The following is a 25,066-nucleotide window of genomic DNA, read 5'->3' on the forward strand; positions in this document are numbered from 1 at the left end:
CTAACAGCAAACACAACAAACGGATAAGCCCCCAATCCCAGCCAAGACTCAACGCCGCCCCCCCCGCAACCCCACAACCCGCTCCCGCAACATCTCCGGCCCCACCCCATCCCCCACAACAGCCTCGCCAGCAACAACAGTCACCCGCGACCACAACCGCCTGAACACCCCCTTCCCCGGATCCCGACTAAAGAAACTCCCCCACAACCCCTGCAACGCCAAAGGCACAACAGGCACCGAAGTCCGCTCCAGAATCCGACTCACCCCACCCTTGAACACATCAACCTCACCATCCCCCGTCAACTTGCCCTCAGGGAAAATACACACCAACTCCCCCGCCTCAAGGTACTGAGCAATCCGCTCGAAGGCCCGCTCGTAGGTAGCCTCATCCTCCCCGCGCCCAGCAATCGGCACCGCCCCAGCCGTGCGGAAGACAAAGTTGAGCACCGGCAAGTTATAGATCTTGTAGTACATGACAAACCGAATCGGCCGACGAATCGCCCCAGCGAGCAACAATGCATCGACGAACGACACATGGTTGCACACCAGCAACGCCGCCCCCTCATCCGGAATACGCTGCAGGTCCCGATGCTCGACCCGGTACATCGAGTGGCTCAGCAGCCAGATCAAGAAACGCATGGTGAACTCAGGCACGATGCTGAAGATATAAGCGTTAACGGCAATATTAAGCAGCGACACCACCAGAAACAGCTGTGGAATAGTCAGCTCGACCACGCTCAACAGCACAATGGTGACCAACGCCGACACCACCATGAACAACGCATTGAGAATGTTGTTGGCAGCAATCACCCGCGCCCGCTCACCCTCGGCTGTCCGCGCCTGAATCAGCGCATACAGCGGCACGATATAGAACCCGCCAAACACCCCAAGGCCGACGATCGACAGCATGATCCACCAGGCCTGATGCATGCCCAGCAACGTCAGCCAGTCGTGCGCCACGTCGCTGCTCGGCACATCACCCGAATGCCACCACCAGAGCAGGCCGAACAAGGTCAGGCCAAACGAGCCGAACGGCACCAGGCCGATTTCCACCTTGCGCCCGCTGAGCCGCTCGCACAGCAGCGAACCCACCGCGATGCCTACCGAGAACAGCGTCAGTACCAGCGTCACCACCGTCTCGTCGCCGTGCAGCCAGTCCTTGGCGTAGGCCGGGATCTGGGTCAGATAGATAGCCCCGACAAACCAGAACCACGAGTTGCCGACAATCGAGCGCGACACCGCCGGCGTCTGCCCAAGCCCCAGGCGCAAAGTCGCCCAGGACTGCTTGAAGATGTTCCAGTCGAGCTTCATCTGCGGCGCCACCGCCGCAGCGCGGGGGATCCAGCGGCTGGCCAGGTAGCCGAGCACAGCGGTGCCGACGATGCCGCCGGCGACCACCGTTGCATAGCTGCTGGACGACATCATCACCCCAGCGCCGATGGTACCCGCCAGGATCGCCAGGAAGGTGCCCATCTCGACCAGGCCATTACCACCGACCAGCTCGTCCTCGCGCAGCGCCTGCGGCAGGATCGAATACTTGACCGGGCCAAACAGCGCCGAATGGGTGCCCATGGCGAACAGCGCCACCAGCATCAGCACCAGGTGGTTGCTGACAAAGCCCACCGCGCCGATCGCCATGATGACGATCTCGGCCAGCTTGATCGCGCGGATCAGCGCATCCTTGGCGAACTTCTCGCCAAACTGCCCGGCCAGTGCCGAGAACAGGAAGAACGGCAGAATGAACAGCAGCGCGCACAGGTTGACCCAGATCGAGCGGTCGCCCTCCAGGCTGAGCTTGTACAGGATCGCCAGGATCAACGACTGCTTGAACAGGTTGTCGTTGAACGCGCCCAGTGACTGGGTGATGAAAAACGGCAAGAAGCGCCGCTTGCCGAGCAAGGTAAATTGCGAGGGGTGACTCATCAATCGATTCCCTGAGTGATGCCGGTGGCTGTTTGTTGATTAGAATGCACCTGAGCGTCATTGCGCCACATCCAGATGCAAGTCACCTGCACTCAGGCCGCACTGCGACGACACGCCACTGCGACCATGGTCGACGCTGACGACGCGCAAGGCACATGCCAGACTTGTTCACCGGGCCCACGCTCTACCCTATTGCTGCGGAGTTTTCATGTCGTTGTCCAGCGGGCTGATCGCCGTGGTCGCCCTGGTCTATATGGCCATCATGTTCGCCATCGCCTTCTACGGCGACCGCCGCAGCACACCGCTGCCGCCGCGTCTGCGCGCCTGGGTATATAGCCTGTCGCTGGCCGTGTACTGCACAAGCTGGACGTTCTTTGGCGCGGTCGGCCAGGCCGCTGAACAGCTCTGGGCGTTCTTGCCGATCTATCTGGGGCCGGTGCTGCTGTTGGTGTTTGCACCGCAGGTCGTGCAGAAGATGGTGCTGATCAGCAAACAGCAGAACATCACCTCGATTGCCGACTTCATCGCCGCACGCTATGGCAAATCGCAGAGCCTGGCGGTGGTGGTGGCGCTGATCTGCCTGGTCGGGGTACTGCCCTACATTGCCTTGCAGCTGAAGGGCATCGTGCTTGGCGTCAACCTGCTGATCGGCGCCAATGCCGATGCCACCGGCACCCGCGTGCAAGACACCGCACTGGTGGTGTCACTGGTGCTGGCGCTGTTCTCGATCGTGTTCGGCACGCGCAGCCTGGACGTCACCGAGCACCACCGCGGCATGGTCCTGGCGATTGCCTTCGAGGCGCTGGTCAAGCTGCTGGCGTTTCTTGCCGTGGGCGTGTTCGTGGTGTTCAACCTGTATGACGGCTTCGACGACCTGTTCACTCAGGCGCGCCAGTCGGTGCAGTTGGAGAGTTACTGGCAGGAGACCATCAACTGGCCGTCGATGGTGGTGCAGACCGGTGTGGCCATGATGGCCATCCTCTGCCTGCCGCGGCAGTTCCACGTGACCGTGGTCGAGAACATCGAAGCGCAGGACCTGCGCACAGCGCGCTGGGTGTTCCCGATGTACCTGGTACTGGCGGCGCTGTTTGTAGTGCCGATTGCCCTGGCTGGGCAGATGCTGCTGCCGGGCACGGTCATCTCCGACTCGTTCGTGATCAGCCTGCCGCTGGCCGAAGCGCATCCAAGCCTGGCCTTGCTGGCCTTTATCGGCGGCGCCTCGGCGGCCACCGGCATGGTCATCGTGGAGGCCGTGGCGCTGTCGACCATGGTTTCCAACGATATGCTGCTGCCGTGGCTGCTGCGGCGTAAAAACGCCGAGCGCCCGTTCGAGGCGTTCCGCCACTGGATGCTCTCGGTGCGCCGGGTGACCATCGTGGTGATCCTGCTGCTAGCGTACGTCAGTTACCGCCTGTTGGGCTCCACCGCCAGCCTGGCGACGATTGGCCAGATCGCCTTTGCCGCCGTCACCCAACTGGCGCCGGCGATGCTCGGCGCGCTGTACTGGAAACAGGCCAACCGCCGTGGCGTATTCGCCGGGCTAGCGGCGGGGATCTTCCTCTGGTTCTACACCCTGGTGCTGCCGATTACCGCGCACAGCCTAGGCTGGTCGCTGCAACTGTTCCCGGGCCTGACCTGGCTCGACAGCAACCCATTCAACCTGCCGATCACGCCGCTGACGCAAGGCGTGGTGCTGTCGCTGGCGGGCAACTTCATCCTGTTTGCCTGGGTCTCGATCCTGTCGCGTACGCGGGTATCGGAGCATTGGCAGGCGGGCCGGTTCATTGGCCAGCAAACCAGCGAGCGACCCAACAGCCGTTCGCTGCTGGCGGTGCAGATCGACGACCTGCTCAACCTCGCCGCCCGCTTTGTCGGCGAAGAACGCGCCCGACAGAGCTTCATTCGCTTCGCCTACCGCCAGGGCAAGGGCTTCAACCCCAATCAGAACGCCGACGGCGATTGGATCGAACACACCGAACGGCTGCTCGCCGGCGTGCTTGGCACCTCCTCGACCCGCGCCGTGGTCAAGGCGGCCATCGAAGGCCGCGACATGCAGCTGGAAGACGTCGTGCGCATCGCCGACGAAGCCAGCGAGGTGCTGCAGTTCAACCGCGCCCTGCTTCAGGGTGCCATCGAGAACATCAACCAGGGCATCAGCGTGGTCGACCAGAACCTGCACCTGGTGGCCTGGAACCGGCGTTATCTGGAGCTGTTCAACTACCCTGAGGGGCTGATCAGCGTCGGCCGGCCGATTGCCGATATCATCCGTTACAACGCCGACCGCGGCCTCTGCGGCCCGGGCGAGGCGCAGGTGCATGTGGCGCGCCGGCTGCACTGGATGCGCCAGGGCCGTGCCCACACTTCCGAGCGGCTGTTCCCCAATGGTCGGGTGATCGAGCTGATCGGCAACCCGATGCCCGGTGGTGGTTTTGTCATGAGCTTTACCGACATCACCCCGTTCCGCGAGGCCGAGCAGGCCCTCAAGGAGGCCAACGAAGGCCTCGAACAACGGGTCGCCGAACGCACCCATGAGTTGTCCCAGCTCAACCAGGCGCTGACCGAGGCGAAGAGCCGGGCCGAAGCCGTCAGTCAGTCGAAAACGCGATTCCTCGCCGCGGTCAGCCATGACCTGATGCAGCCGCTCAACGCTGCACGGTTGTTCTCGGCAGCACTGTCACAGCAAGCCGAAGGCATGAGCAGCGAGTCGCAACAGCTGGTGCAGCACATGGACAGCTCGCTGCGCTCGGCCGAAGAGCTGATCAGCGACCTGCTGGACATCTCGCGCCTGGAAAACGGCAAGATTACTCCAGACGTGAAAGCCTTTGCCCTTAGCGATCTGTTCGACGCGCTGGGCGCCGAGTTCAAGGTGCTGGCGGCAGAAAAGGGCCTGGAGTTCCGCGTGCGTGGCAGCCGCCTGCGGGTGAACAGCGATATCAAGCTGCTGCGCCGGGTGCTGCAGAACTTTCTGACCAATGCCCTGCGTTACGGCAAAAGCCCGATCCTGTTCGGCGTGCGCCGCCAGGGCGGCCGGCTATGGCTGGAAGTGTGGGACCGCGGCCCGGGCATCACCGACGACAAACTGCAGGTGATCTTCCAGGAGTTCAAGCGCCTGGACAGCCACCAGACCCGCGCCGAAAAAGGCCTGGGCCTGGGCCTGGCGATCGCCGACGGCTTGTGCCGGGTACTCGGCCATGCCCTGGAAGTGCGCTCGTGGCCGGGCAAGGGCAGCGTATTCCGCGTCAGCGTGCCGATTGCCAGCGGCAGCGTGGCGCCGGCAGCAGCCGTTGAACAGCAGCCGGGGCAACCGCTGGCGGGCCTGCAAGTGCTGTGTGTTGACAACGAAGACAGCATCCTGCTCGGCATGAACAGCCTGCTCAGCCGCTGGGGCTGTCAGGTCTGGACTGCGCGCAGTCGCCAGGAGTGCGAAGCGCTGCTGGCCAATGGCATGCGCCCGCACCTGGCGCTGGTCGACTTCCACCTCGATGAAGGCGACACCGGCACCGAGCTGATGGCCTGGCTACGCACGCGCCTTGGTGAGCCGGTGCCGGGTGTGGTGATCAGCGCCGATGGCCGCAGCGAAACCATTGCCAAGGTCCACGCCGCCGGCCTCGATTACCTGGCCAAGCCGGTCAAGCCAGCCGCCTTGCGCGCCCTGCTCAACCGCCATCTGAGCCTGGTTCAGTAAGCGTTTCGTCGCTCAAGGCGCGCTCCAGCAAGTCCGCCGGCAGGCTCTTGCTGGCCCGCGCGCCGAGCAGCTTGAGCTGCTCACTGCGGCTGATCAGATTGCCGCGCCCTTCACAGAGCTTGTTGCGTGCGGCGGAGTAAGCCTTGTCGACCTGCTGCAAGCGGCTACCGAGCTCGTCCAGGTCCTGGATGAACAAGACGAACTTGTCGTACAGCCAACCGGCCCGTTCGGCAATTTCGCGGGCGTTCTGGCCCTGGCGCTCTTGCTTCCAGAGGCTGTCGATCACGCGCAGGGTGGCCAGCAAGGTGGTTGGGCTGACAATCACGATCTGCCGGTCGAAGGCTTCCTGGAACAGGTTCGGCTCGGCCTGCAACGCTGCTGAAAAAGCCGCTTCGATCGGCACGAACAGCAGCACGAAATCCAGGCTGTGCAGCCCTTCCAGGCGGCTGTAATCCTTGCCGGACAAGCCTTTGACGTGGCTGCGCAGCGACTGCACATGCTGCTTGAGCGCCGCCTCGTCATTGCCGCTGACCCACTGCTGATAGGCCGTCAGGCTGACCTTGGCATCGACCACTACCTGCTTGTCGCCGGGCAGCATGATCAGCACGTCAGGCTGAAAGCGCTCGCCGTCGGCGCTCTTCAGGCTGACCTGGGTTTGGTACTCGCGGCCTTTCTCCAGCCCGGCGTGTTCGAGCACCCGTTCCAGAATCAGCTCGCCCCAGTTGCCTTGAGTCTTTTGCCCTTTGAGCGCCTGGGTGAGGTTGGTGGCTTCGTCCGACAGACGCAGGTTGAGCTGCTGCAGACGCTCCAGCTCCTTGCTCAGCGAGAAACGCTCGCGGGCCTCCTGTTGATAGGTCTCGTCGACGCGCTTCTCGAAGGCATGGATGCGCTCCTTGAGCGGATCGAGTAACTGCCCGAGTTGCTGCTGGCTGGTCTGAGTGAAGCGCTGCTCGCGCTCGTCGAAGATTTTTGTAGCCATCTCGGCGAACTGTGCGCGCAGCGTGTCGCGGGCCTCTTGCAGGTCTTCCAGGCGCTGCTGATGGCTTTCCTGCTGCTCGCGCAGCTCGGCTTGCAAGCCGGCGGCATGGGCTTCCAGACGACGCAGCTCGGATTCGCGGTTGCTGCGTTCAAGTTGCCAGGCATGGGCGGCGTCGCGGGCATTGTCACGCTCGATCTGCAGCAGCTCGACCTCGCGGCCCTGGGCGGCCAGGCTGGCCTGCTTGGCGCTGTTGGCCTCGGCCAGGTCGCTGATCTCGTCACGGCTGGCGTCAAGCTGGGCTTGCAGCCCTTGCTGGGCCAGCAATGCCGTGCTCAGGCGCTCTTCGAGCAAGGCCCATTGCCGTTGCTGGGCAGCATGGCGCTGCTGTAGGTGCCAGACCCAGCCCAGGCAAGGAATTGCCGCTGCTACCAGGCCCAGCACGATGCTGAGCAGATCGACCGCCATAGCTACCTCAATTGCGTCTATCCAGAGGCAGGCAGCTTAACAGGCCGGCGCAGCGGCTTCAGGAAGGATTGTGCTCGCTGGCCGGGTTCAACCGAGCGTACTCGGCCTGGGCCTGCAAGTCGCCAGCGCGAGCAGCCTGGCGTAGCAGCTCGTGACCGATACGCCGGTCGCGGGCTGTGCCGCAATCGCGACACAGGATCTGACCCAAACGGCTCTGGGCAACCACCACACCTTGCCGCGCGGGCTGCTTGAGCAGGCGTCCAGCCAGGTGTTTGACGCTGTGCTTTTCGCCCAGGCGCGGGCTATCGAGCAGCCACAAGGCGACCTTCAAGGAAAAACGCTTGGGTGCAGGCGCAGGAACAGGAGATGGAGCGAGATTTTTACCGCGAAAATTCATAACCAACAGCGATGGCAATTCGTGAGGCGCGCCACTCTACCGGATTTTTCACTGAAATGGCTGCGGCTTATTTGATGAAATTTTCAAAATCTGCCGTTCCTTTATTGACCTTTGCGAACGGGCCACGCTGCCTCGATGTTTGCGCAGGATTGTCCGACAGCAATCGAAACTGCTGGCACGCCCGTGCTAGAGCGAGCGCCTGGGACAATCCACAGAACCTGTGGATAACTCGGTGGACAACCACTTCATGATGTCTTCAAACCCTTGTGAAATGGGGGCTGCAGTCAAGTTGACGATTTTTTCACCAGCTCAAATAAGTGTTTTTTTTCATTGACTTAAGGACGCAGCCCAGGCATTGCCCGAGCTATCCGAACGAATGGCGCTACCTGACAAAGGCTGCGCTGAATGTGTACAAGTGCACCGCAATGCTGCAACCAAATGAGCCAAAGTGGCCCATCACGACTCATGAAGGCTTCACAATTGCCCCTTCACAGGCGAGTGCATAACCGCCATAATGGCCGGCTTCGCGGGTCATTCTTAAATAAATTTGCCAGCCTTGGATTAATCCTGTAGGGTGGCCCTCGTTAGTACCCAGCTGAAAGTCAATTCTGGCCAGTAAGGTCCCTGCAGTGTCCGGCTCCCCCCAAGAGCACGAACTGCTGAAACAGGACCGGCCCTTTCGATGATTCACTCGGCAGCCCAAGCTGCTCCAGCGCGAATCACCCTTGCAGATTGATCGGGATCTTCACCCAGAGGCCATGAACCTTTGCCTCGGTGTGCCTGCCCGCCTTTTGACGTACCTACCAGTCAGCCAAGCGCCTACCTATTTTGATGCGCCATCTCTGGCTGCCCTGTTCCAGTCAGGTTCAGCGCCACTTTAATAAAGGCGTCACTGGAACGTTTATAAGATGCACGGATCGAATCCCGTGTCCAAAGCAGGAACATCCACATAATGACAAATCATCATCAGTTTCAGAGTGCCGTTGGCACCCTCTCTCAGGCTTTCGCTCCACTGAAGTGCCTTATCGTTGCCCCACGCAAGGGCAGCTTCAGCTTCACCCTGGTTGACGAGCATGGCATTGCTTGCCACAGCGAACGTCTGTATCCAGAGCAGTACAACCGCGCCGGCCCACTCCAAGCAGTGATCGACCGCACGCGTCAGTCGCTGGTCGCGTAAGGGCTGAATATCAGCCCATTCGCGCGCTGAATTTGCCATCGAAACTACTGCCGGTTGGCTCTTGGCTTAATTGCTGCAAAGCATATGGCCCCCAACCTCTGGCAGTAATCGATTTAAAAACAGGCCTTTACACCGTGATTATCACACTACACTTCAACTCGAGCGGTGCGATCCGCTTCCGACGGGCCTGACCCTTCTCCAGCTGCCAAGCTCCAGCGCCCGTCGGCCCTTAATTGAATGAGGGCATCATGGGTATCGCTGCCAGTGAATTGTGTCGGTATGTAATCAAACCCACCCTGGTTTACCTCGGCCGGCATTGTGCCAGCGCCGAAGCCTTGCTGCTGGGCGTTGCCGCCAGCCAGTCAGCCTTGGGCTCTGCCCTGCACGACCGCCGCGGGCACGGCCTGTACAGAATTGGCGAAAGCCGCCATCAGGCGCTCTGGGACGAGTTTCTTGCCCAAGACCCGGAACTCGCCAGCCTGATCCGTGGCCTGGCCAGCCAGCATGCCTTCTTGCGCGGGCCGCACCTGGAGCTGGCCGTCAACCTGCGCTACTCCACCGCCATTGCCTGGATGCTGATCGAACAGCGTGCGTTGCCCTTGCCGGCGGCAGACGACCTACTCGGGCACGCGCGAATATGGCGGCAGATTTTCCATCCGCAAGGCCGGCTGCGTGACTTTACCCATGCCTGGCATACCTGCATCGAGCCAGTGATGGCGCCGGAGTCGTAGGACTGCTCCTACAGAAATAGAGAAAAAACACGAATCTGGTTGGATTGTCCTACAAAACCGCTCTATCTCCTGCGTTTGGGGCTATAGCGCGGCGCGCGATTTGTTGGTAGCTTTTCGCCCCGGAGATCCCAAGGAGTTTCACAATAATGAAAAAATCAATGCTCAAAACCTCCCTCGGCGTTGCTGTTGCCCTCGCTTCCAGCCAATTGCTGGCCAGCGGCTTTGCGCTCAACGAGCAGAGCATCAGCGGTATGGGGACAGGTTTCGCGGGTCGTTCTTCTTCTGCCGAAGACGCCAGCACCGTGTTCGGCAACCCTGCCGGCATGTCGCGGCTCAAGCGCGAACAAGTGACCGTTGGCGGTGCAGCGGTCATTGCCAAAACAGACATCAAGGGCCAGAGCAGCTACGGCGGTGAAACCGATGGCGATATGGTGCCGGTCGTCGGCGTACCCATGGGTTACTACGTCAAGCCGATCGATGATCACTGGAGCGTCGGTTTTGGTGTCTATGTGCCGTTTGGTCTGGTTACCGACTACGGTAGCGACGACGCTGCGCGCTACTGGGGCAAGAAAAGCCACGTAGAAGTGGTCACCTTCCAGCCGACTGTCAGCTATGCCTTCAACGACAAGGTGTCGATTGGTTTCGGCCCGACCATCAACCGTATCGAGGGTGAGCTGGGGTCCAACCTCAACCAGCGGTTCATCGGTCAGGGCGATGGCGAAGTGAAAATCAAGGGCGACGACGTTGCCATTGGTTACAACGTCGGCGTCTTGGTCCAGGCAACTGATCGCACTCGCCTCGGCCTGACCTACCACTCGATGGTCGACTACAAGCTGGAAGGCAAAACCCGCGTCAGCACAGCACTGATCGGCCCGTACAACGGTGACAAATTCGACGCCAAGTTGAATATCAAGACGCCGGAATCGGTGGACTTCTCGGTCACCCACGAGCTCGACGACCAGTGGACGCTGTACGCCGGCAGCACCTGGACCCGCTGGAGCCGACTGAAGGACATCACTGTCGAGAACGACGTTCCGGCCGCGCTGCGCGGTTCGGCGTTCCAGACCATCAGCGAAGAGCAGAACTGGCACGACACCTGGGCGCATGCCATCGGCGCATCGTACAAGGTCAACAAACAGTGGACCCTGCGTACTGGCTTCTCGGTCGATCAGTCGCCGACCAACAACGAAAACCGTTCGCCGCGGATTCCGACCGGTGACCGCAAGATCTTCAGCCTTGGTGCAGGCTGGAGCCCGAACGAAGACATGACCATCGACGTGGCTTACTCCTACCTGTGGGAAGAAGACACCAAGGTCAACAACCAGCCGGGCACGGCGCAGGAAGGCCTGTTGAAAGGCTCTTACCAGGCCAAGTACGAAAACAGCGCTCATGGCGTAGGTGCATCGCTGACCTATCGCTTCTGAGGTTGAGGCTCGGGGGCCGCTCTGCGGCCCCCAATTCACCCTGGCACAGGCCAGACATCACCTAGGCACTCCTGCAGATAATCCATGAACGCACGCACCTTGGCGGTCATGGCAGAGCGGTCCGCCACGCACACAAAGACATCCATCGGCTCGGTCTGCGCATAGGCCTGGCCTGCATCGCGGTTTTCAAACAACGCCACCAGCGCGCCCGACTGCAAATGCGGCCTGACGATAAACTCGGCCAGGCGAGTGATACCCCCGTCGTTCAAGGCCATTTGCGCCAATGCATCGACGTCGTCGCTGACCAGCACCTGGCCAAACTCGGCGTCAAAGCGCAAGCCGTCACGGACAAACCCCCAGCGCAGGTAACGGCCATCAACCGGATACCGGAACACCAGGCAACGGTGCGTGCGTAGCGATTCGGGCGCAGGCGGCATGCCCATGTTGGCTAGATAACCGGGCGATGCACAGCAGACGAAAGGAATCTGCGCCAGGTGCCGTGCGACCAGATTGTCTTCAAGCTGAGCGCTGATTCGCAGGCTGACATCGACCCCTTCCTTGGCGTGATCGACACGTCGATCAGTCGTTACCAACTCTATTGAAAGCTGCGGATATCGCGCACTGAACGCCGGGATCAGCGGCGCCAGCACATGCCGGCCAAATGCCGAGGTTGAGGCAACGCACAGCCCCCCCTGGGGCTCGCTGTCAGGCGTGGTCACCGCCAGTTCAGCCAACGCCAGGTCATGCTCGATTTGCCTGACCCGCTCGTAATAAAGGCTGCCCGCCGGGGTCAGGCTCATGCTGCGCGTGGTTCGCGCCAACAGGCGGACTTGCAAGTGCGCTTCCAGCCGGGCCAGATTCTGGCTGACCGCGGCAGGCGACAGGCCCAGCGTGCGTGCGCCAGCGGCAATGCTGCCGGCCTCGACAACCTTGATGAAGCTGCGAATGGTATTGAGCAGGTCCACAGTACAGATCCCGGTATTCGTAAGATTCTCTTTATAAAGAACTCAATGAACCCGGTCTACAGGACCAACCAAGCACTTGCTAGTCTGCAGGCCTGAATCGGCTAACCAGCGAGAGCTCTCTCATGCAAGAACTGACTCAAACCCGCTCTAACCGCAAATTGCGCCCCGCCGCTACGCCTTATGTATTCGCCCTGTATATGTCGGCGATCATGGCGTGCCTGATGTGCTTCGTGATCACCGCTGCCAACTCCGGCATCAATGACGATTACCTGCGCAACGTGTTCAAGGCCTACCAGCTCGCCATGCCAGTAGCATTCCTCTGTGTGCTGATGGTAAGGCCAATAGTAGTGCGCCTGGTTGCAATTACCGTGCACCCGCACTGACATCACGGCTTGGACGCGATGGCCTTGGCGATCGCAGCCTTGAATTCCGGATCGTCCGGTTTGGTCAGGCTGGAGAAGTTACCAATCACCTTGCCCTGGCGATCAACCACGTACTTGTAGAAGTTCCACTTTGGCGCGCTGCTTTGGTCGGCCAGCTCGGCGAACAAGGGCGTTGCGTCGCTGCCGCGCACGTGCTGCGCCTGGGTCATGGTGAAGGTGACACCGTAGTTGGCGTAGCAGACCTTGGCGGTTTGCTCGCTGTCTTTGTCTTCCTGTTTGAAGTCGTTGGACGGCACGCCTAGGATTTCCAGGCCTTGCTCTTTATTGGCCTGGTAGACGGCCTCCAACCCTTCGAACTGGGGGGCAAAACCGCAGTAACTGGCAGTGTTGACCACTACCAGCGGTTTGCCGGCGAAGCGCTGGCACAGCTCAATCGGCTTTTTGCTGCGCAACTCAGGCAGGCTGCCCTCAAGCAATTTCGGGCAGTCCGCCGCCCAGCTCGCGGCCAGCGGAGCAAGGCACAGCAAGGGTATCGATAGCCAGCGTGCACGCATCATTGTCAGACACTCCTGCAAGTTCTTGAACCTGCAGGGTAGCCCTTAACAGACGCCCATGCCCAGCTGCATCAATGCCAGACCGCCCTGCTGCCATCCCCACCAGGCCAGCGCCAGCAGCAGCAAGCCTGCCCCGGCCAGCAAGCCCTGCAGCACGTAGCGCCTCATGCTGGCTGCGCCTGCAGGCGCGCGACAGGGCGTTCGCGCACTGGCCAGTTGAGCCCAGCCGCGACCAGGCTGAGCACAATCGCGATCTGCCAGACCAGGTCATAGTTGCCCGTCTGGTCGTAGACCACCCCGCCCAACCAACCGCCGAGGAACGCCCCGATCTGGTGGAACAGGAAGACGATCCCGCCCAGCATCGACAGATTGCGCACGCCAAACAGGGTTGCCACCGTGCCGTTGGTCAGCGGCACCGTCGACAGCCACAGCAGGCCCATGGCGATGCCAAACAGATAGGCACTGAACTGGGTCACCGGCGCCCAAAGGAACAGGACAATGACCACCGCACGCAGCAGGTACAGCGCGGTCAACAGGCGTGGCTTGGACATCCGCCCACCGAGCCAGCCGGCGGTATAGGTGCCGACGATATTGAACAAACCGACCAGCGCCAGCACCGTTGTCCCGGTCGCGGCAGGCAGGTGCTGGTCAACCAGATACGCCGGCAGGTGCACACCAATGAACACCACCTGGAAACCGCAGACGAAAAAGCCCAGCGCCAGCAGCCAGAAGCCCGAATGTGAACAGGCCTCACGCAGCGCCTGGCCGAGCGTCTGATCGGCGCCCTGGCTGGGCATGGGGCGATCCTTGAGCATGGCCACGAACGGCACGATCAGCGCCACCATCAGGCCCAGCACCAGCAGCGCCGCCGACCAGCCCAGCCACTGAATCAGGCCTTGGGTGCCGGGCAGCATGGCGAACTGGCCGAACGAGCCGGCGGCGCTGGCGATACCCATGGCCATGCTGCGCTTTTCCGCTGGCACCGCACGACCGACCACGCCGAGGATGACCGAGAACGAGGTACCGGAAAGGCCGATGCCGATCAGCAGGCCGGCACTCAGCGACAGCGACCAGAGCGAGTCAGCCATGCTCATGGTCAGCAGACCAGCGGTGTAGAGAATGCCGCCAATGATCACCACCTTGGCCGCGCCGAGGCGGTCGGCCAAAGCGCCGGCGAAGGGCTGGGCGAGGCCCCAAATCAGGTTCTGCAGGGCAATGGCAAAGGCGAATACCCCGCGCCCCCAGCCAAATTCGGTGCTCATGGGGTTGAGGAACAGGCCAAAGCCATGCCGTACGCCCAGCGATAAGGCCAGGATCAATGCTGCGCCGAGAAGCACCCAGCCGCTGGTTCGCCACACCGATGTCATTATTGTTTTCTCCAGCAGGTCGCAAGGTTAATTACAGGTATATACCCGCTTATAGTCGAACCACGTCAGGCCAAAACGCCCAGCAAGCGCACCAGTTCATCACGCTGCCCGGCGCCGAGCTTGTCCAGCAACGACAGTTGCGCCTGCTCCCAGGCCGGGCTGGCGTCACGCAAGCATGCAGCGCCCGCCTCGCTCAGCAGCACCACTCGATTGCGCTGGTCGGCACCCTCGGCCAACGTCACCAGGCCTTCGGCTTCGAGTACCTTGAGGTTTCGCCCCAGGGTGCTGCGGTCCAGGCCCATGGCTTCAGCCAGAGTGGTTATGCTCGGGCGGTCCAGCCGCTGCAGCTGACGCAACAGGGAAAACTGGGCGACGTTGATGCCGAAGTCAGCCAAGGCCTCGTCATAGTGTCGGCTAACCCCGCGGGCGGCACGACGTAGGTGGGTGCAGATGCATTCACTGGTCAACATAATTACGTGTATATACCCGCACCCCATTTGTTGCAATAGATTTCATCTGCACCGCTAAGCACCGGGGGCGCCAGCCTGGGGCTGCAAGCGTCGTCGAATCGGCTCGAATGCGGGGGTAGCCTTGCGCGCTATTGGATCTGCCGCGCCCTCATCGATGGCTTGCCAGTAACGCCATGGCACCTTGCCGGTGCCGAGTTCGTAGTCCATGCCATCCCAGCTGTCTTCACGAAAGCTGTAGAACGCCCAGTGCAAGGCGTTGTTGTCGGTCACCGTAAGCACGTCTTCCAGGTATTGCTGGCAGCCGGCCAGACGGCGCATGCAGCCGAACTCGCCGACCACCAGGCGTGAGCGCGGCAATTGCATGGCATCGACCCAGTCCAGCGACTGCTGCAGGTAAGCCGCCACGCGCTGGCCGTCCCAATGTTCCTCGCGCCCGGCGAACGGGACCGTACCCGGATAGGCCAATGGCACCTTGCGGGTCATGTTGGGCGCGCTGGTGGCTGCGTACGGTTCGTACATATGCACGCTGTAGAGCACGCGCTGATCGGCCAACGGCTCTGGCCAGTAACTGAACGCATCAGCCGCGGCAAACCAGCCGGCATCGAGCATGATCGGGGTGACGCTGTCGACTTCTCGGATGGCTGCAATGATCTGCTTGTACAGTGCTGGCAGGTCGCGTGCGCCGCCCTGTTGCGCGGCGTACCACTGGCGCATCTGCTGGCGGTCGGCATGCTCGGCCAGCCCGCCCTGCTTCTCTGGTGCTGGTTCGTTGATCAAGTTGTAACCAGCGACTGCCGGATGGTCCTTGAGCGCGTCCGCCAGGTCGAGCCAGAACGCAGCGGCCTGCTCCCAATAGCGTTTGTCTTGCCACAGGCGGTCATCGAACTGCCCTTGGTTGTTCTGTGACCAGCGCATGCCCGGCAACGAGAGCGGCGCGATGACTACCTTGAGCCCGGCGGCATGGGCACGGTCGAGCACCTCGCGTAGTTGGCTGACGTCGGCAGCCGCCAGACCTTGATAGGCGTCGGCATCGCCGAGCAGGAAGTCGCGTTGCTCCGGGCGCCATTTGTCGTAGGACAACCGCACCCAGGTGGCGCCGTAGCCATGCAGGGCTTCGAAGTAGGCTTGGGTCGGCGGGAGCCGATTGAAACTGTTGCCGCCATGGCGCGGTGTATCCCAGAAGTTCATGAGATCGGCCGCAGTAATGTGCGCGCTGGTCAGGAGCAACAGGCTGGCGAGAATCCACTGACGCATGAGCAGCGCCTCCAAGCTAGAGGTTAACGGGCGGCCGAGGATACGCCCGCCCCTGCTCAGCGGCATCTAATGAACGATTGCCGCAAATTGCTTGTTATTTCCAAACATGTAACGACCGCATATGACTCAGGCCAGTGGCATCAAGGCCAGACCCAGCACCACCGTCAGCTCCAGCAATTCCAGCACGGCACCAGCAGTATCGCCGGTGGTGCCGCCCAGCCGACGGCACATCGCCCGGCGCAGGCCGATAAACACCAACAACGCCAACAGCCCTGTCCACAACGCAACCCAACCGCCGAACAGGACGCAACCCAGCACAGTGGCGAGCAGCACACCGTTGCCAGCCCGGCGCGGCAAATGCTCGGCCAGGGCTTGCCCCAAGCCACCTGCGCGCACATACGGAGTACTCAGGAACAACCCAAGCATCGCCGCCCGTCCAACAACAGGCGCCAGCACCAGCCAAGCCCCCGCACCGCGCTCGAGCAACACCCACAGCGCGCAGAACTTGAGCAGCAGCACCAGCATCAGGGTGACCACGGCAATCGGGCCGCTGCGCGGGTCTTTCATGATCAGCAGGGTGCGTTCACGATCACCGAAACCGCCCAGCCAGGCGTCGGCGCTGTCGGCCAGGCCATCCAGATGCAGCGCCCCGCTGAGCAGCACCCACAGTGTCAGCAGCAGGGCCGCCTGCAACGGCGCCGCGGTGCCTTGCAAGAGGTAGCTGGTCAGCCACAGCAGCACGCCAAACAGCAAGCCCACCAGTGGATAGAACAGCAACGAGCGGCCTATCTGACGCGGCTCAGGCATGCCTGCCAAGGTTACGGGCAGGCTGCTGAGAAACTGCAGGGCGATCCACCAGGGCAGCATCTCAGAGCACCTCGTGGAAGGTGCCAGCCTGCCAGTGCAGCCGCGCCCGCGCACCGTGGCCGACCTCGACCTTAAGCAACTGCTCACGCGGCAAGCCCCGCGCTCGCGCCAGCAGCAGGCGCATCACACCGCCGTGGGTCACCAGCAATACATGCTGCCCGGCATATTCGAAGGCAAGGCGGTCGATGGCTGCCAGCACCCGTTCAGCGAACTCAGCCACGGGCTCGCCGCCGGGCGGCGTGTAGGCGTAAGGATCGGCCCAGAACTGGCCGAGCTGATCGGCCTGGCCCTGCATGATCTGCAGCGCTGTGCGCCCTTCCCAATCACCGAAGTGCAGTTCACGGATCCCCGCTTCGCGCTGCACCGGCAGCGCCAGTTGCTGCCCCAACTCGTCGGCAAACAGCGCACAACGCTGCAATGGCGAGGTGATCAGCGCCTGCCACGGAGCGGTCTGCTCCACTGCCGTACGCATCTGCGCCCACCCCTGGGCCGTAAGGGCGTCATCCAGGCTGCCACGCAGGCCGCCGCCCAGTTCGGTTTCGCCATGGCGCAGCAGGTCGATGATCATGCCGAGCGATCCGCAACCGCCGCTTCGGCAAAGGTCGCCATTTGCCCGTGTAGCGCGCAGGCCAGCCGCAGCAGCGGCACCGCCAGGGCTGCGCCACTACCCTCGCCCAGACGCAGGCCGAGGGCCAGCAACGGCTCGGCCTGCAGTGCTTCGAGCAGCACCTGATGGCCAGGCTCGGCGCCCTGATGGGCAAACAACAGCCAAGGCCGGCACTGTGGATTGAGGCGCACTGCAACCAGTGCCGCAACGCTGCAGATAAAGCCGTCGACCAGTACCGAAACGCCCTGCTGGGCGCACCCCAGATAAGCCCCCACCAGCGCGGCAATTTCAAAGCCGCCAACACAGGCCAGCGCCCGCAGCGGGTCATCCGCCTGCAAGCCATGCAGCTTCAGCGCACGTTCGATGACTGCGGCCTTGTGTTGTACGCCTGCACTGTCCAGGCCAGTGCCCGGACCACTCAACTCACGCGCTGAGCAAGCCAGCAGCACGCTGGCCAGGGCCGCCGCCGCGGTGGTGTTGCCGATGCCCATCTCACCGCCGATAAACAGTTGAGTACCCTGCTCGGCAGCACGCTGGGCGCTGTCGCGGCCGGCCTGAAGGGCAGCCTGCAATTGCCCGTCGGTCATCGCTGGCTGCTGCGCGAAGTTGGCGGTACCGGCCCCCAGTTGCAAATGAAGTACACCTGGCAGCTGCAGGCTCGGCTCGATGGTACCGAGGTCGACCACCTCAAGGCTCGCACCGAGTTGCCGCGCCAGCACGCTGATCGCCGCACCGCCGCCGACAAAGTTGCACAGCATCTGCCCGGTCACAGCCTGCGGATAGGCCGAGATGCCCTCCGCGACGACGCCATGGTCACCGGCGAAAATGCTGATGGCGACCTGCTCCAGGCTTGGCCGTTCGCGCCCCTGCAAACCGGCCAGGGTCAGCGTCAAGGTTTCCAGCTGGCCCAGTGAGCCGGCCGGTTTGGTCAATTGCTGTTGACGCGCGCGGGCCTGTTCGATGGCGGCGTGGTCAACGGCTTGGCAGGCGTCACGCCACCAGAAAGGGTTCATAGAGCAGGTCCTTTGAGCATGAGAGGGAGGCCAGCAACCGTCAGCACCACGCGCTGGCAGCGCTCCGCGACGGCCTGGTGCAACAGGCCGGCCAGGTCGACGTAGCGGCGGGTCAGTTCGCCCATGGGCACCACGCCCAGGCCGCTTTCGTTGCTGACCAGAATAAGCGTGCCCGGCAATCCCGGCAGGCACTCTAGCAGCGCGTCGCGCTCGGCGGCGAGGCGCTCGGGGTCGTCGAGCATGAGCAGGTTGGTCAGCCACAGGGTCAGGCAGTCGACCAGCAGGCAGCGGCCTTCAGCGGCTTCGGCGCGTAGCACAGCGGCGAGCTGTACGGGCTCTTCGATCAGGCCCCAATGTGCCGGGCGGCGCTGGCGATGCAGCTGCACGCGCTCGTTCATTTCGCCGTCGAGGGGCTGGCTGGTGGCGATGTAAGTCACCGGCAGTCTGCAGCTGTCTGCCAGTTGCTCGGCCAGGCGGCTCTTGCCCGAGCGGGCACCACCCAGAATCAGGCTATGCATGGCCGGCGACTCCACACAGTTGGCGCAATAGTTCAGTGTCCAGGTGCTTTTCGATCAGGTCAGCCAGGCGCTCGATATCGCGCTCGCGCAAGGCTTCATAGTCGATGTTCTGCACGTCCTCCAGGCCCGCCCAGCGCAGCAGCGCCGCGCAGGACTGGCTGCCTTCGAACAGGCCGTGCAGATAGGTCGCGAGGATCTGCCCGTCAGCGCTGATCGCACCGTCGCTGCGGCCATCGGCCAAGACCACCGCAGGCCGCTCCAGCGCCGCGCCGTGGGTGACGCCGGCGTGAATCTCGTAGCCGGCCACCGGTGACTGCTCCAGCAGCAGGCTGCCGGCAACGTTACGCAGTTGTTTGTCGGCTGCAAGTTCGGTGACATAGTCGAGCAGGCCCAGACCCGGGCTGGTACCGGCCGGGCCCTCCAGCCCTAGCGGATCGCGCACTTCATCGCCGAGCATCTGCAAACCGCCACAAATGCCGATCAGCTTGCCGCCGTAGCGCAGGTGACGGTCGATGGCCGTGGCCCAGCCGCGCTCGCGCAGTTGGGCGAGGTCGGCGCGCACGCTCTTGGAGCCAGGCAGGATGATCAGGTCTGCTGGCGGGATCGGCTGGCCGGGGCCGATGAACTGCAGGTCGACCTGGGGGTGCAGGCGCAGCGGGTCGAAATCGGTGTGGTTGCTGATCCGCGGCAACACCGGCACGATCACTTTGAGCACCCGCTCGGCCTTGGCCGGCTGGCGCGCATCGATAGCGTCCTCGGCTTCCAGGTGCAGGTCGGTAACGTACGGCAGCACGCCCAGCACCGGTTTGCCGGTGCGCTGCTCGAGCCAGTCCAGGCCCGGTTGCAGCAAGGCAATATCGCCGCGAAAACGATTGATGACAAAACCTTTGACCCGTGCCTGCTCGCTGGCCGAGAGCAGCTCGAGGGTGCCGACCAGATGGGCGAACACACCGCCGCGGTTGATATCGGCCACCAGAATCACCGGGCAGTCGACCGCCTCGGCAAAGCCCATGTTGGCAATGTCGCCAGCACGCAGGTTGATCTCGGCCGGCGAGCCGGCACCTTCGACCATCACCACCGGATACGCCGCTTGCAGGCGCTGGTGCGAGGCCAGCACGGCCTGCATGGCGATGGCCTTGTAGTCGTGATAGGCGACCGCATTCATGCTGGTCACGGCGCGGCCATGGATGATCACCTGGGCGCCGGTGTCGCTGTTGGGCTTGAGCAGAACCGGGTTCATGTCGGTGTGCGGCGCCAGCCGGCACGCTTGCGCCTGCACCGCCTGGGCGCGACCGATCTCGCCGCCGTCGGCGGTGACCGCGCTGTTGAGCGCCATGTTCTGCGGTTTGAACGGCACCACGGCAACGCCCTGGCGCAGCAGCCAACGGCACAAGGCAGTCACCAGGGTGCTCTTGCCGGCGTCGGAGGTGGTGCCTTGCACCATGAGCGTGGTCATGCCGATTCCTTTTGATAGTCAGCCAGCGCCTGGGCCAGGCGCTGCTCTTCTGCAGCGCAGGCGGGCAGGCCGAAGCGCAGCGCTGCGGGGTGCTCGAACAGGCGCACGAGGATGCCGCGGCGAGCAAGAAATGCGTGCAGGTGGCGGGCTTGCTCACAGCGCAGGTACTGGAACAACTCGCACCCGCCGGTCGGCGCCAGGCCTGCGTCGTCGAGCAAAGCCGCCAGGCGCTGGCTGGCCTGTGCGCAGCGGGCGGTCTGGGCCAACTGCGCAGCGCCGTCGTTGAGGCAGGCTTGGCCCAGGACGCGGGTCGGCCCCGGCACGGTCCACGGTCCGAGCAGTTCGGCCAGGCGCGCCAGCAGGCTTGGTTCGGCCATGACAAACCCCAGCCGCACGCCGGCCAGACCAAAGAACTTGCCGAACGAACGCAGCACGATCAGCCCCGCTCGCTCGGCACAGTCGACCACGCTTTGCGCTGGACTGGTATCGATGAACGCTTCATCGATCACCAGCCAGGCGCCACGCCGAGCCAGCCGTGCATGCCAGGCAAGCAACTGCTCGCGCGTGAACAGGCGGCCGCTGGGGTTGTTGGGGTTGACCACAACAAGCACGTCGAGGCTACCCAGCACCTGCTCGACGTCATCCTCGGCCAGCTCGATCAGTTGGTGCCCGGCACGCTGCCAAGCGTAGGGATGTTCGGCATAGCACGGCGTCAGCACCCCTACCCGGCCCGCAGCGCGCAGGTGAGGCAGGGCTTGAATGGCGGCCTGCGAGCCTGCCACGGGCAGCAGCTGCGTGGCGCCGTAGTAGTGGCGCGCAGCTTGCTCCAGGCCATCTTCGCTCTCCGGCAGGCGCGCCCAGGCAGCCTGCGCAATCGGCGGGATTGCAAATGGCCACGGGGCAATGCCGCTGGACAGGTCCAGCCATTGCTCGCGGGCAATCCCGTACTCACGCACTGCGCGTTGCAGGCGGCCGCCGTGTTCAAGCATTCAGATACGCTCCCAGACAGATCAGCAGCAGCCACAACCAGACGCCGCGTTGCACCAGGCTCCAGCCGCGCTCGATGGCGTCGGCATCGGCCGGTGGCCCCTCGCCCAACTGCGGCCGCTCGTGCAGTTCGCCGTGATAAACCGCAGGCCCACCCAGCTCGACACCGAGCGCGCCGGCACCGCTGGCCATCACCGGGCCTGCGTTGGGGCTGTCCCACAGCGGCGCCTGACGGCGCCAGCAGGTCAGCGCCAGGCGGGTCTTGCCGAGCAGCGCGTAAGTCAGGGCGACCAGCCTTGCAGGAATGTAGTTGAGGACGTCGTCGATGCGCGCCGCCGCCCAGCCGAAGCGCTCGAAGCGTTCGTTGCGATAGCCCCACATGGCATCGAGGGTGTTGCTCAGGCGGTACAGCACCACCCCGGGCGCACCGGCGATGATGAACCAGAACAAAGCAGCAAACACTGCATCGCTGCCGTTCTCCAGGACTGATTCGCTGGCAGCGCGGGCGACGGCAGTTTCATCCAGCTCGGCCGTCTCGCGGCTGACCAGGTAACCAACCCGACGCCGGGCTTCGGCCAGATCACCGCGGCGCAGTGCGTCGGCTACCGGCATTACGTGCTCACCGAGGCTACGCAGCCCTAGCGCGCAATACAGTGCCAGTACATCGACCAGCCAGCCAATCAGCGGCAGCCAGGACAGCAACAATGCCAGCAAGGTCAACGGCACCACAGCCAGGAACCAGGCGCTGACGCCATGGCTGCGCCAGCCGCGACCACCGGCATTCAGGCGCTGCTCCAGGCGTGCGGCAAAATTGCCGAAAGCAACCAGCGGGTGGCGCCGTTTTGGCTCACCCAGCAGCGCGTCGAGGGCAACACCGGCGACGGTCAGCAAGGCCACGCTCATGGGCGTTCTCCCCATTGGTTTTCATAAAGCATGGCGCTCAGTGGCTGTTGTTCGGCCCAGTTTTCCAGGGCCAGCATCGGTGCTGGGTAAAACGCCTCGACCGGGCCCAGGCAGAGCACCGCCACCGGCTTGGCATCGGCTGGCATGGCCAGCAGCTCGGCCAGTGCCTGCGGGTTGAACAACGATACCCAGCCCATGCCCAGGCCTTCGGCGCGCGCGGCCAGCCAGAGGTTCTGGATTGCGCAAGCGAGCGAGGCCAGGTCCATTTCCGGCAAGGTGCGGCGACCGAAGATGTGCGCTTCGCGCTTGTCCATCAGCGCTGCCACCCAGACCTCGGCGCAGTCGTTGATGCCTTCGACCTTGAGCTTCATGAATTCATCGGAGCGCTCGCCAAGCGCTTCGGCGGTGCGTACCCGCTCCTGCTCGACCAGCGTCTGGATGCGCCCGCGCAGATCGCGCTGGCTGATGCGAATAAACCGCCACGGTTGCATCAGGCCAACACTGGGGGCCTGATGCGCGGCCGTCAGCAGACGGGTGAGCACCTGCGGCGCTACTTCGCCACCGGCAAAGTGGCGCATGTCGCGGCGCTCGCCGATCGCCCGGTAGACCGCGGCGCGTTCGGCATCGGAGAAGGCATGCTCGCTCATGGTCGCAACAGCGCCGCCGCCGCGTGGGGGTCGGAGGGGAAATAGAAGTGCACGTAAGAGGCCGTCAGCCGGCCCAGGCGGTATACCGCCTCGTTGCCGCGGCCGCCGTTGGGGCTGAGGCCACGGGCGATTGGCTCCAGCTCGCTGGTGGTCAACGAGTGGTGATAGGTGTGCCCACGCAGGGTGCCTTCGGGCAGTTCCACCGCTTGCAGGGCCAGTGCTGCCAGGCGCTTCTGCATCACCGCCTCGCCAGTCAACAAACCAACCAGCGCGGCCCGTTCACCGGCAACGTCGGTCAGCGCTTCAAGCAGGTAGAGCATGCCGCCACACTCGGCCAGCAGCGGCTTGCCGGCACTGTGGTGAGCGCGGATCGCGTCCAGCATCGGTGTGTTGGCGGCCAGTGCATGATGGTGCAACTCGGGGTAGCCGCCTGGCAGATAGAGGCTGTCGACCTGCGGCAGCTCGCTGTCGTGCAGCGGTGAGAAAAACTCCAGATGAGCGCCCATTGCCCGCAACAGGTCAAGGTTGGCGCCATAGATGAAGGCAAACGCTTCGTCCTGCGCTACACCAATACGTACCCCGGCCAGCGAGGGCAACGGTGCTGGCAAGGCGGGGCCATCGAAGCTCACCGCTGGCGGCAGCGCTGCATCGCAGCTGCCAGCCAGGGCCTCGGCGGCGGCGTCGAGGCGTTGGTCAAGGTCGTTCAGTTCGCTGGCCTGCACCAGGCCCAGATGGCGGCTGGGCAGCTCGATGCCGCGCTCGCGCGACAGGCCGCCGTACCAGCGCAGGCCTTCGGTCAGGCTGCCTTCAAGTAGTTGCGCGTGGCGCAGGCTGCCAACCCGGTTGGCCAGCACCCCGGCAAACGGCAGATCGGCCTGGTAGCGTGCCAGGCCCAGGGCCAGCGCACCAAAGGTCTGGGCCATGGCGGTGCCATCGATCACCGCCAGCACCGGCACGCCGAAGTGGCGCGCCAGATCAGCGCTGGACGGCGTGCCGTCGAACAAGCCCATGACCCCTTCGATGAGTATCAGGTCGGCTTCGGCGGCGGCTTCCCAGAGCAGACGCCGGCTCTCTTGCGCGCCGATCATCCACAGGTCGAGCTGGTACACCGGCGCGCCGCTGGCCCGCTCCAGAATCATCGGGTCGAGAAAGTCCGGACCGCACTTGAACACCCGCACCTTGCGCCCGAGGTTGCGGTGCAGGCGCGCCAGGGCAGCAGTCACCGTGGTCTTGCCCTGCCCGGACGCGGGCGCTGCGATCAGCACCGCCGGACACTGGCGCGGGTCACTCATAGTTCCACGCCCTTCTGCGCGCGGATACCTGCCTGGAAGGCGTGCTTGAGCATGCCCATCTCGGTAACGGTATCGGCCAGCTCGACCATCTCTGGCTTGGCGCCGCGGCCGGTGACGATGACGTGCTGCATCGGCGGGCGGGCCTGAATGTCGCTGAGGACCTGGTCCAGATCGAGATAGCCGTGCTTGAGGGCGATGTTCAGCTCATCCAGCACAACGAAATGAATCGACGGGTCCTGCAGCATTTGCCGCGATACCGCCCAGGCGGCTTCTGCCGCGGCGATGTCGCGCTGGCGATCCTGGGTTTCCCAGGTGAAGCCCTCGCCCATCACGTGGTAGCGCACCTGCTCGGGGAAACGGCGGAAGAACAGCTCCTCGCCGGTGCTGTTGCGGCCCTTGATGAACTGCACCACGCCGCACTGCATGTCGTGGCCCAGCGCGCGGGCGAGCATGCCGAAGGCCGAGCTGCTTTTGCCCTTGCCATTACCGGTCAGCACCAGCAGCAGGCCGCATTGATTGGGAGAGTTGGCGATACGCTCGTCGATGATCGCCTTTTTGCGCTGCATGCGCGCCAGGTGGCGTTCGTCGCGTTCGGGGTTGTCGCTCATAAGGTTCTCCGCAAGTGCCTGCGCGCGCACCGGGCGGCGACAGATCGAAAGGCAGGCAAACGGAGAACGCGCAGGCGCCGTGGCGCAAACCACAGTGAACTGTGCATCACCCTCCGTGATGCCGTTGGCAGTAACAGGCCGGTCTCCGGGCTCGTGAGCGCTACTTGCGCGGCTCACCTACCGTTGCGGGGGCAGCGCCGGACTGGTACCGGCTTCCCAGTTTCACCCCGCCAGACCGCAGTCCGCAGGGCACCTGAAACACGCCGCGAAGGTTAGAGGGTTGCACCGGGAGCGTCAATGAAACAAGGCCGGTTTGGCCTGGATCAATGGCCGATTCGACAGTACAGCGCAGACTGCTAGCATTGATGTCATATCGCCATCACTGTAGCTGACC

At 63.4% G+C, this 25,066-nt stretch carries 23 protein-coding genes, 1 pseudogene and 1 riboswitch; of the genes and pseudogenes, 5 read left to right on the forward strand and 19 right to left on the reverse strand.

Annotated features, from left to right (window positions below; genetic code table 11):
• Positions 1–48: 48 nt before the first annotated feature.
• Positions 49–1,923, reverse strand: a complete 1,875-nt coding sequence (locus tag ACQZ2L_RS24545) for an MFS transporter (RefSeq protein ID WP_430328234.1) — start codon at positions 1,921–1,923, stop codon at positions 49–51.
• A gap of 208 nt (positions 1,924–2,131) precedes the next feature.
• On the opposite strand from ACQZ2L_RS24545, the gene ACQZ2L_RS24550 reads away from it, so the two are divergent.
• Positions 2,132–5,608 carry a hybrid sensor histidine kinase/response regulator gene (locus ACQZ2L_RS24550; RefSeq protein ID WP_430328235.1) on the forward strand — a complete coding sequence of 1,159 codons (3,477 nt, stop codon included), beginning with the start codon at positions 2,132–2,134 and terminating at the stop codon, positions 5,606–5,608.
• Here the strand turns inward: ACQZ2L_RS24550 and rmuC are convergent.
• Positions 5,580–6,938 (reverse strand): DNA recombination protein RmuC, encoded by a 1,359-nt coding sequence (gene rmuC, locus ACQZ2L_RS24555; protein ID WP_430328262.1) that lies wholly within the window; start codon positions 6,936–6,938, stop codon positions 5,580–5,582. The two genes, ACQZ2L_RS24550 and rmuC, sit on opposite strands and share 29 nt — an antisense overlap.
• Positions 6,939–7,119: 181 nt before the next feature.
• A pseudogene (locus ACQZ2L_RS24560) lies at positions 7,120–7,449 on the reverse strand (sel1 repeat family protein); the annotation flags it as partial.
• 952 nt (positions 7,450–8,401) lie between these two features.
• On the opposite strand from ACQZ2L_RS24560, the gene ACQZ2L_RS24565 reads away from it, so the two are divergent.
• The 3 genes from ACQZ2L_RS24565 (at position 8,402) to ACQZ2L_RS24575 (ending at position 10,781) form a co-directional block, all read left to right on the forward strand.
• Positions 8,402–8,626: a hypothetical protein gene (locus ACQZ2L_RS24565; RefSeq protein ID WP_314876216.1), complete on the forward strand. Its 225-nt coding sequence runs from the start codon at positions 8,402–8,404 to the stop codon at positions 8,624–8,626.
• A gap of 248 nt (positions 8,627–8,874) precedes the next feature.
• Complete coding sequence (locus ACQZ2L_RS24570; protein ID WP_430328236.1) at positions 8,875–9,357, forward strand: hypothetical protein; 483 nt, start codon at positions 8,875–8,877, stop codon at positions 9,355–9,357.
• A gap of 146 nt (positions 9,358–9,503) precedes the next feature.
• Positions 9,504–10,781, forward strand: a complete 1,278-nt coding sequence (locus ACQZ2L_RS24575; protein ID WP_430328237.1) for an OmpP1/FadL family transporter — start codon at positions 9,504–9,506, stop codon at positions 10,779–10,781.
• A 35-nt stretch (positions 10,782–10,816) separates the two neighbouring features.
• Here the strand turns inward: ACQZ2L_RS24575 and ACQZ2L_RS24580 are convergent, their stop codons facing one another.
• A complete protein-coding gene (locus ACQZ2L_RS24580) occupies positions 10,817–11,746 on the reverse strand; it encodes a LysR family transcriptional regulator (protein WP_430328238.1) in 930 nt (309 codons plus the stop codon).
• Positions 11,747–11,868: 122 nt separating this feature from the next.
• Between ACQZ2L_RS24580 and ACQZ2L_RS24585 the strand changes: the two genes are divergently transcribed.
• Positions 11,869–12,129, forward strand: a complete 261-nt coding sequence (locus ACQZ2L_RS24585) for a DUF2798 domain-containing protein (RefSeq protein ID WP_430328239.1) — start codon at positions 11,869–11,871, stop codon at positions 12,127–12,129.
• Between the two features lie 2 nt (positions 12,130–12,131).
• On the opposite strand, the gene ACQZ2L_RS24590 is transcribed toward ACQZ2L_RS24585, so the two are convergent.
• The 15 genes from ACQZ2L_RS24590 to cobO all read right to left on the reverse strand — a co-directional run bounded on the left by ACQZ2L_RS24590 (position 12,132) and on the right by cobO (position 24,672).
• Positions 12,132–12,683 carry a glutathione peroxidase gene (locus ACQZ2L_RS24590; protein ID WP_430328263.1) on the reverse strand — a complete coding sequence of 184 codons (552 nt, stop codon included), beginning with the start codon at positions 12,681–12,683 and terminating at the stop codon, positions 12,132–12,134.
• Between the two features lie 45 nt (positions 12,684–12,728).
• On the reverse strand, positions 12,729–12,851 hold the full coding sequence (locus ACQZ2L_RS24595; protein ID WP_430328240.1) for a hypothetical protein: 123 nt from the start codon (positions 12,849–12,851) through the stop codon (positions 12,729–12,731).
• On the reverse strand, positions 12,848–14,050 hold the full coding sequence (locus ACQZ2L_RS24600; RefSeq protein WP_430328241.1) for an MFS transporter: 1,203 nt from the start codon (positions 14,048–14,050) through the stop codon (positions 12,848–12,850). Before ACQZ2L_RS24600 ends, ACQZ2L_RS24595 begins: the two co-directional genes overlap by 4 nt.
• 65 nt (positions 14,051–14,115) lie before the next feature.
• Positions 14,116–14,520 (reverse strand): MarR family winged helix-turn-helix transcriptional regulator, encoded by a 405-nt coding sequence (locus tag ACQZ2L_RS24605; protein WP_430328242.1) that lies wholly within the window; start codon positions 14,518–14,520, stop codon positions 14,116–14,118.
• 54 nt (positions 14,521–14,574) lie between these two features.
• Entirely contained in the window at positions 14,575–15,708 is a 1,134-nt protein-coding gene (locus ACQZ2L_RS24610; RefSeq protein WP_430328264.1) for a glycoside hydrolase family 5 protein, read from the reverse strand.
• A 192-nt stretch (positions 15,709–15,900) separates the two neighbouring features.
• Positions 15,901–16,641: an adenosylcobinamide-GDP ribazoletransferase gene (locus ACQZ2L_RS24615; protein ID WP_430328243.1), complete on the reverse strand. Its 741-nt coding sequence runs from the start codon at positions 16,639–16,641 to the stop codon at positions 15,901–15,903.
• A gap of 1 nt (position 16,642) precedes the next feature.
• Positions 16,643–17,209, reverse strand: a complete 567-nt coding sequence (gene cobC, locus ACQZ2L_RS24620; protein ID WP_430328244.1) for an alpha-ribazole phosphatase family protein — start codon at positions 17,207–17,209, stop codon at positions 16,643–16,645.
• Positions 17,206–18,261 carry a nicotinate-nucleotide--dimethylbenzimidazole phosphoribosyltransferase gene (cobT, locus tag ACQZ2L_RS24625; RefSeq protein ID WP_430328245.1) on the reverse strand — a complete coding sequence of 352 codons (1,056 nt, stop codon included), beginning with the start codon at positions 18,259–18,261 and terminating at the stop codon, positions 17,206–17,208. The genes cobC and cobT overlap by 4 nt, the downstream gene beginning before the upstream one ends.
• Positions 18,258–18,779, reverse strand: a complete 522-nt coding sequence (gene cobU / locus ACQZ2L_RS24630; protein ID WP_430328246.1) for a bifunctional adenosylcobinamide kinase/adenosylcobinamide-phosphate guanylyltransferase — start codon at positions 18,777–18,779, stop codon at positions 18,258–18,260. Before cobU ends, cobT begins: the two co-directional genes overlap by 4 nt.
• Positions 18,772–20,235: a cobyric acid synthase gene (locus tag ACQZ2L_RS24635; protein WP_430328247.1), complete on the reverse strand. Its 1,464-nt coding sequence runs from the start codon at positions 20,233–20,235 to the stop codon at positions 18,772–18,774. The genes cobU and ACQZ2L_RS24635 overlap by 8 nt, the downstream gene beginning before the upstream one ends.
• A complete protein-coding gene (cobD, locus tag ACQZ2L_RS24640; protein ID WP_430328248.1) occupies positions 20,232–21,224 on the reverse strand; it encodes a threonine-phosphate decarboxylase CobD in 993 nt (330 codons plus the stop codon). Before cobD ends, ACQZ2L_RS24635 begins: the two co-directional genes overlap by 4 nt.
• Positions 21,217–22,125: an adenosylcobinamide-phosphate synthase CbiB gene (gene cbiB / locus ACQZ2L_RS24645; RefSeq protein WP_101321732.1), complete on the reverse strand. Its 909-nt coding sequence runs from the start codon at positions 22,123–22,125 to the stop codon at positions 21,217–21,219. The genes cobD and cbiB overlap by 8 nt, the downstream gene beginning before the upstream one ends.
• Positions 22,122–22,772: a 5,6-dimethylbenzimidazole synthase gene (bluB, locus tag ACQZ2L_RS24650; RefSeq protein WP_430328249.1), complete on the reverse strand. Its 651-nt coding sequence runs from the start codon at positions 22,770–22,772 to the stop codon at positions 22,122–22,124. Before bluB ends, cbiB begins: the two co-directional genes overlap by 4 nt.
• On the reverse strand, positions 22,769–24,064 hold the full coding sequence (locus ACQZ2L_RS24655; RefSeq protein WP_430328250.1) for a cobyrinate a,c-diamide synthase: 1,296 nt from the start codon (positions 24,062–24,064) through the stop codon (positions 22,769–22,771). Before ACQZ2L_RS24655 ends, bluB begins: the two co-directional genes overlap by 4 nt.
• Entirely contained in the window at positions 24,061–24,672 is a 612-nt protein-coding gene (cobO, locus tag ACQZ2L_RS24660; RefSeq protein WP_101321735.1) for a cob(I)yrinic acid a,c-diamide adenosyltransferase, read from the reverse strand. The genes ACQZ2L_RS24655 and cobO overlap by 4 nt, the downstream gene beginning before the upstream one ends.
• Positions 24,673–24,791: 119 nt before the next feature.
• Positions 24,792–24,944: riboswitch (cobalamin riboswitch) on the reverse strand.
• Between the last annotated feature and the right edge of the window lie 122 nt (positions 24,945–25,066).

The sequence above is a fragment of the Pseudomonas shirazensis genome (assembly GCF_050496565.1).
GTDB classification, from domain to species: Bacteria; Pseudomonadota; Gammaproteobacteria; order Pseudomonadales; family Pseudomonadaceae; genus Aquipseudomonas; species Aquipseudomonas shirazensis_A.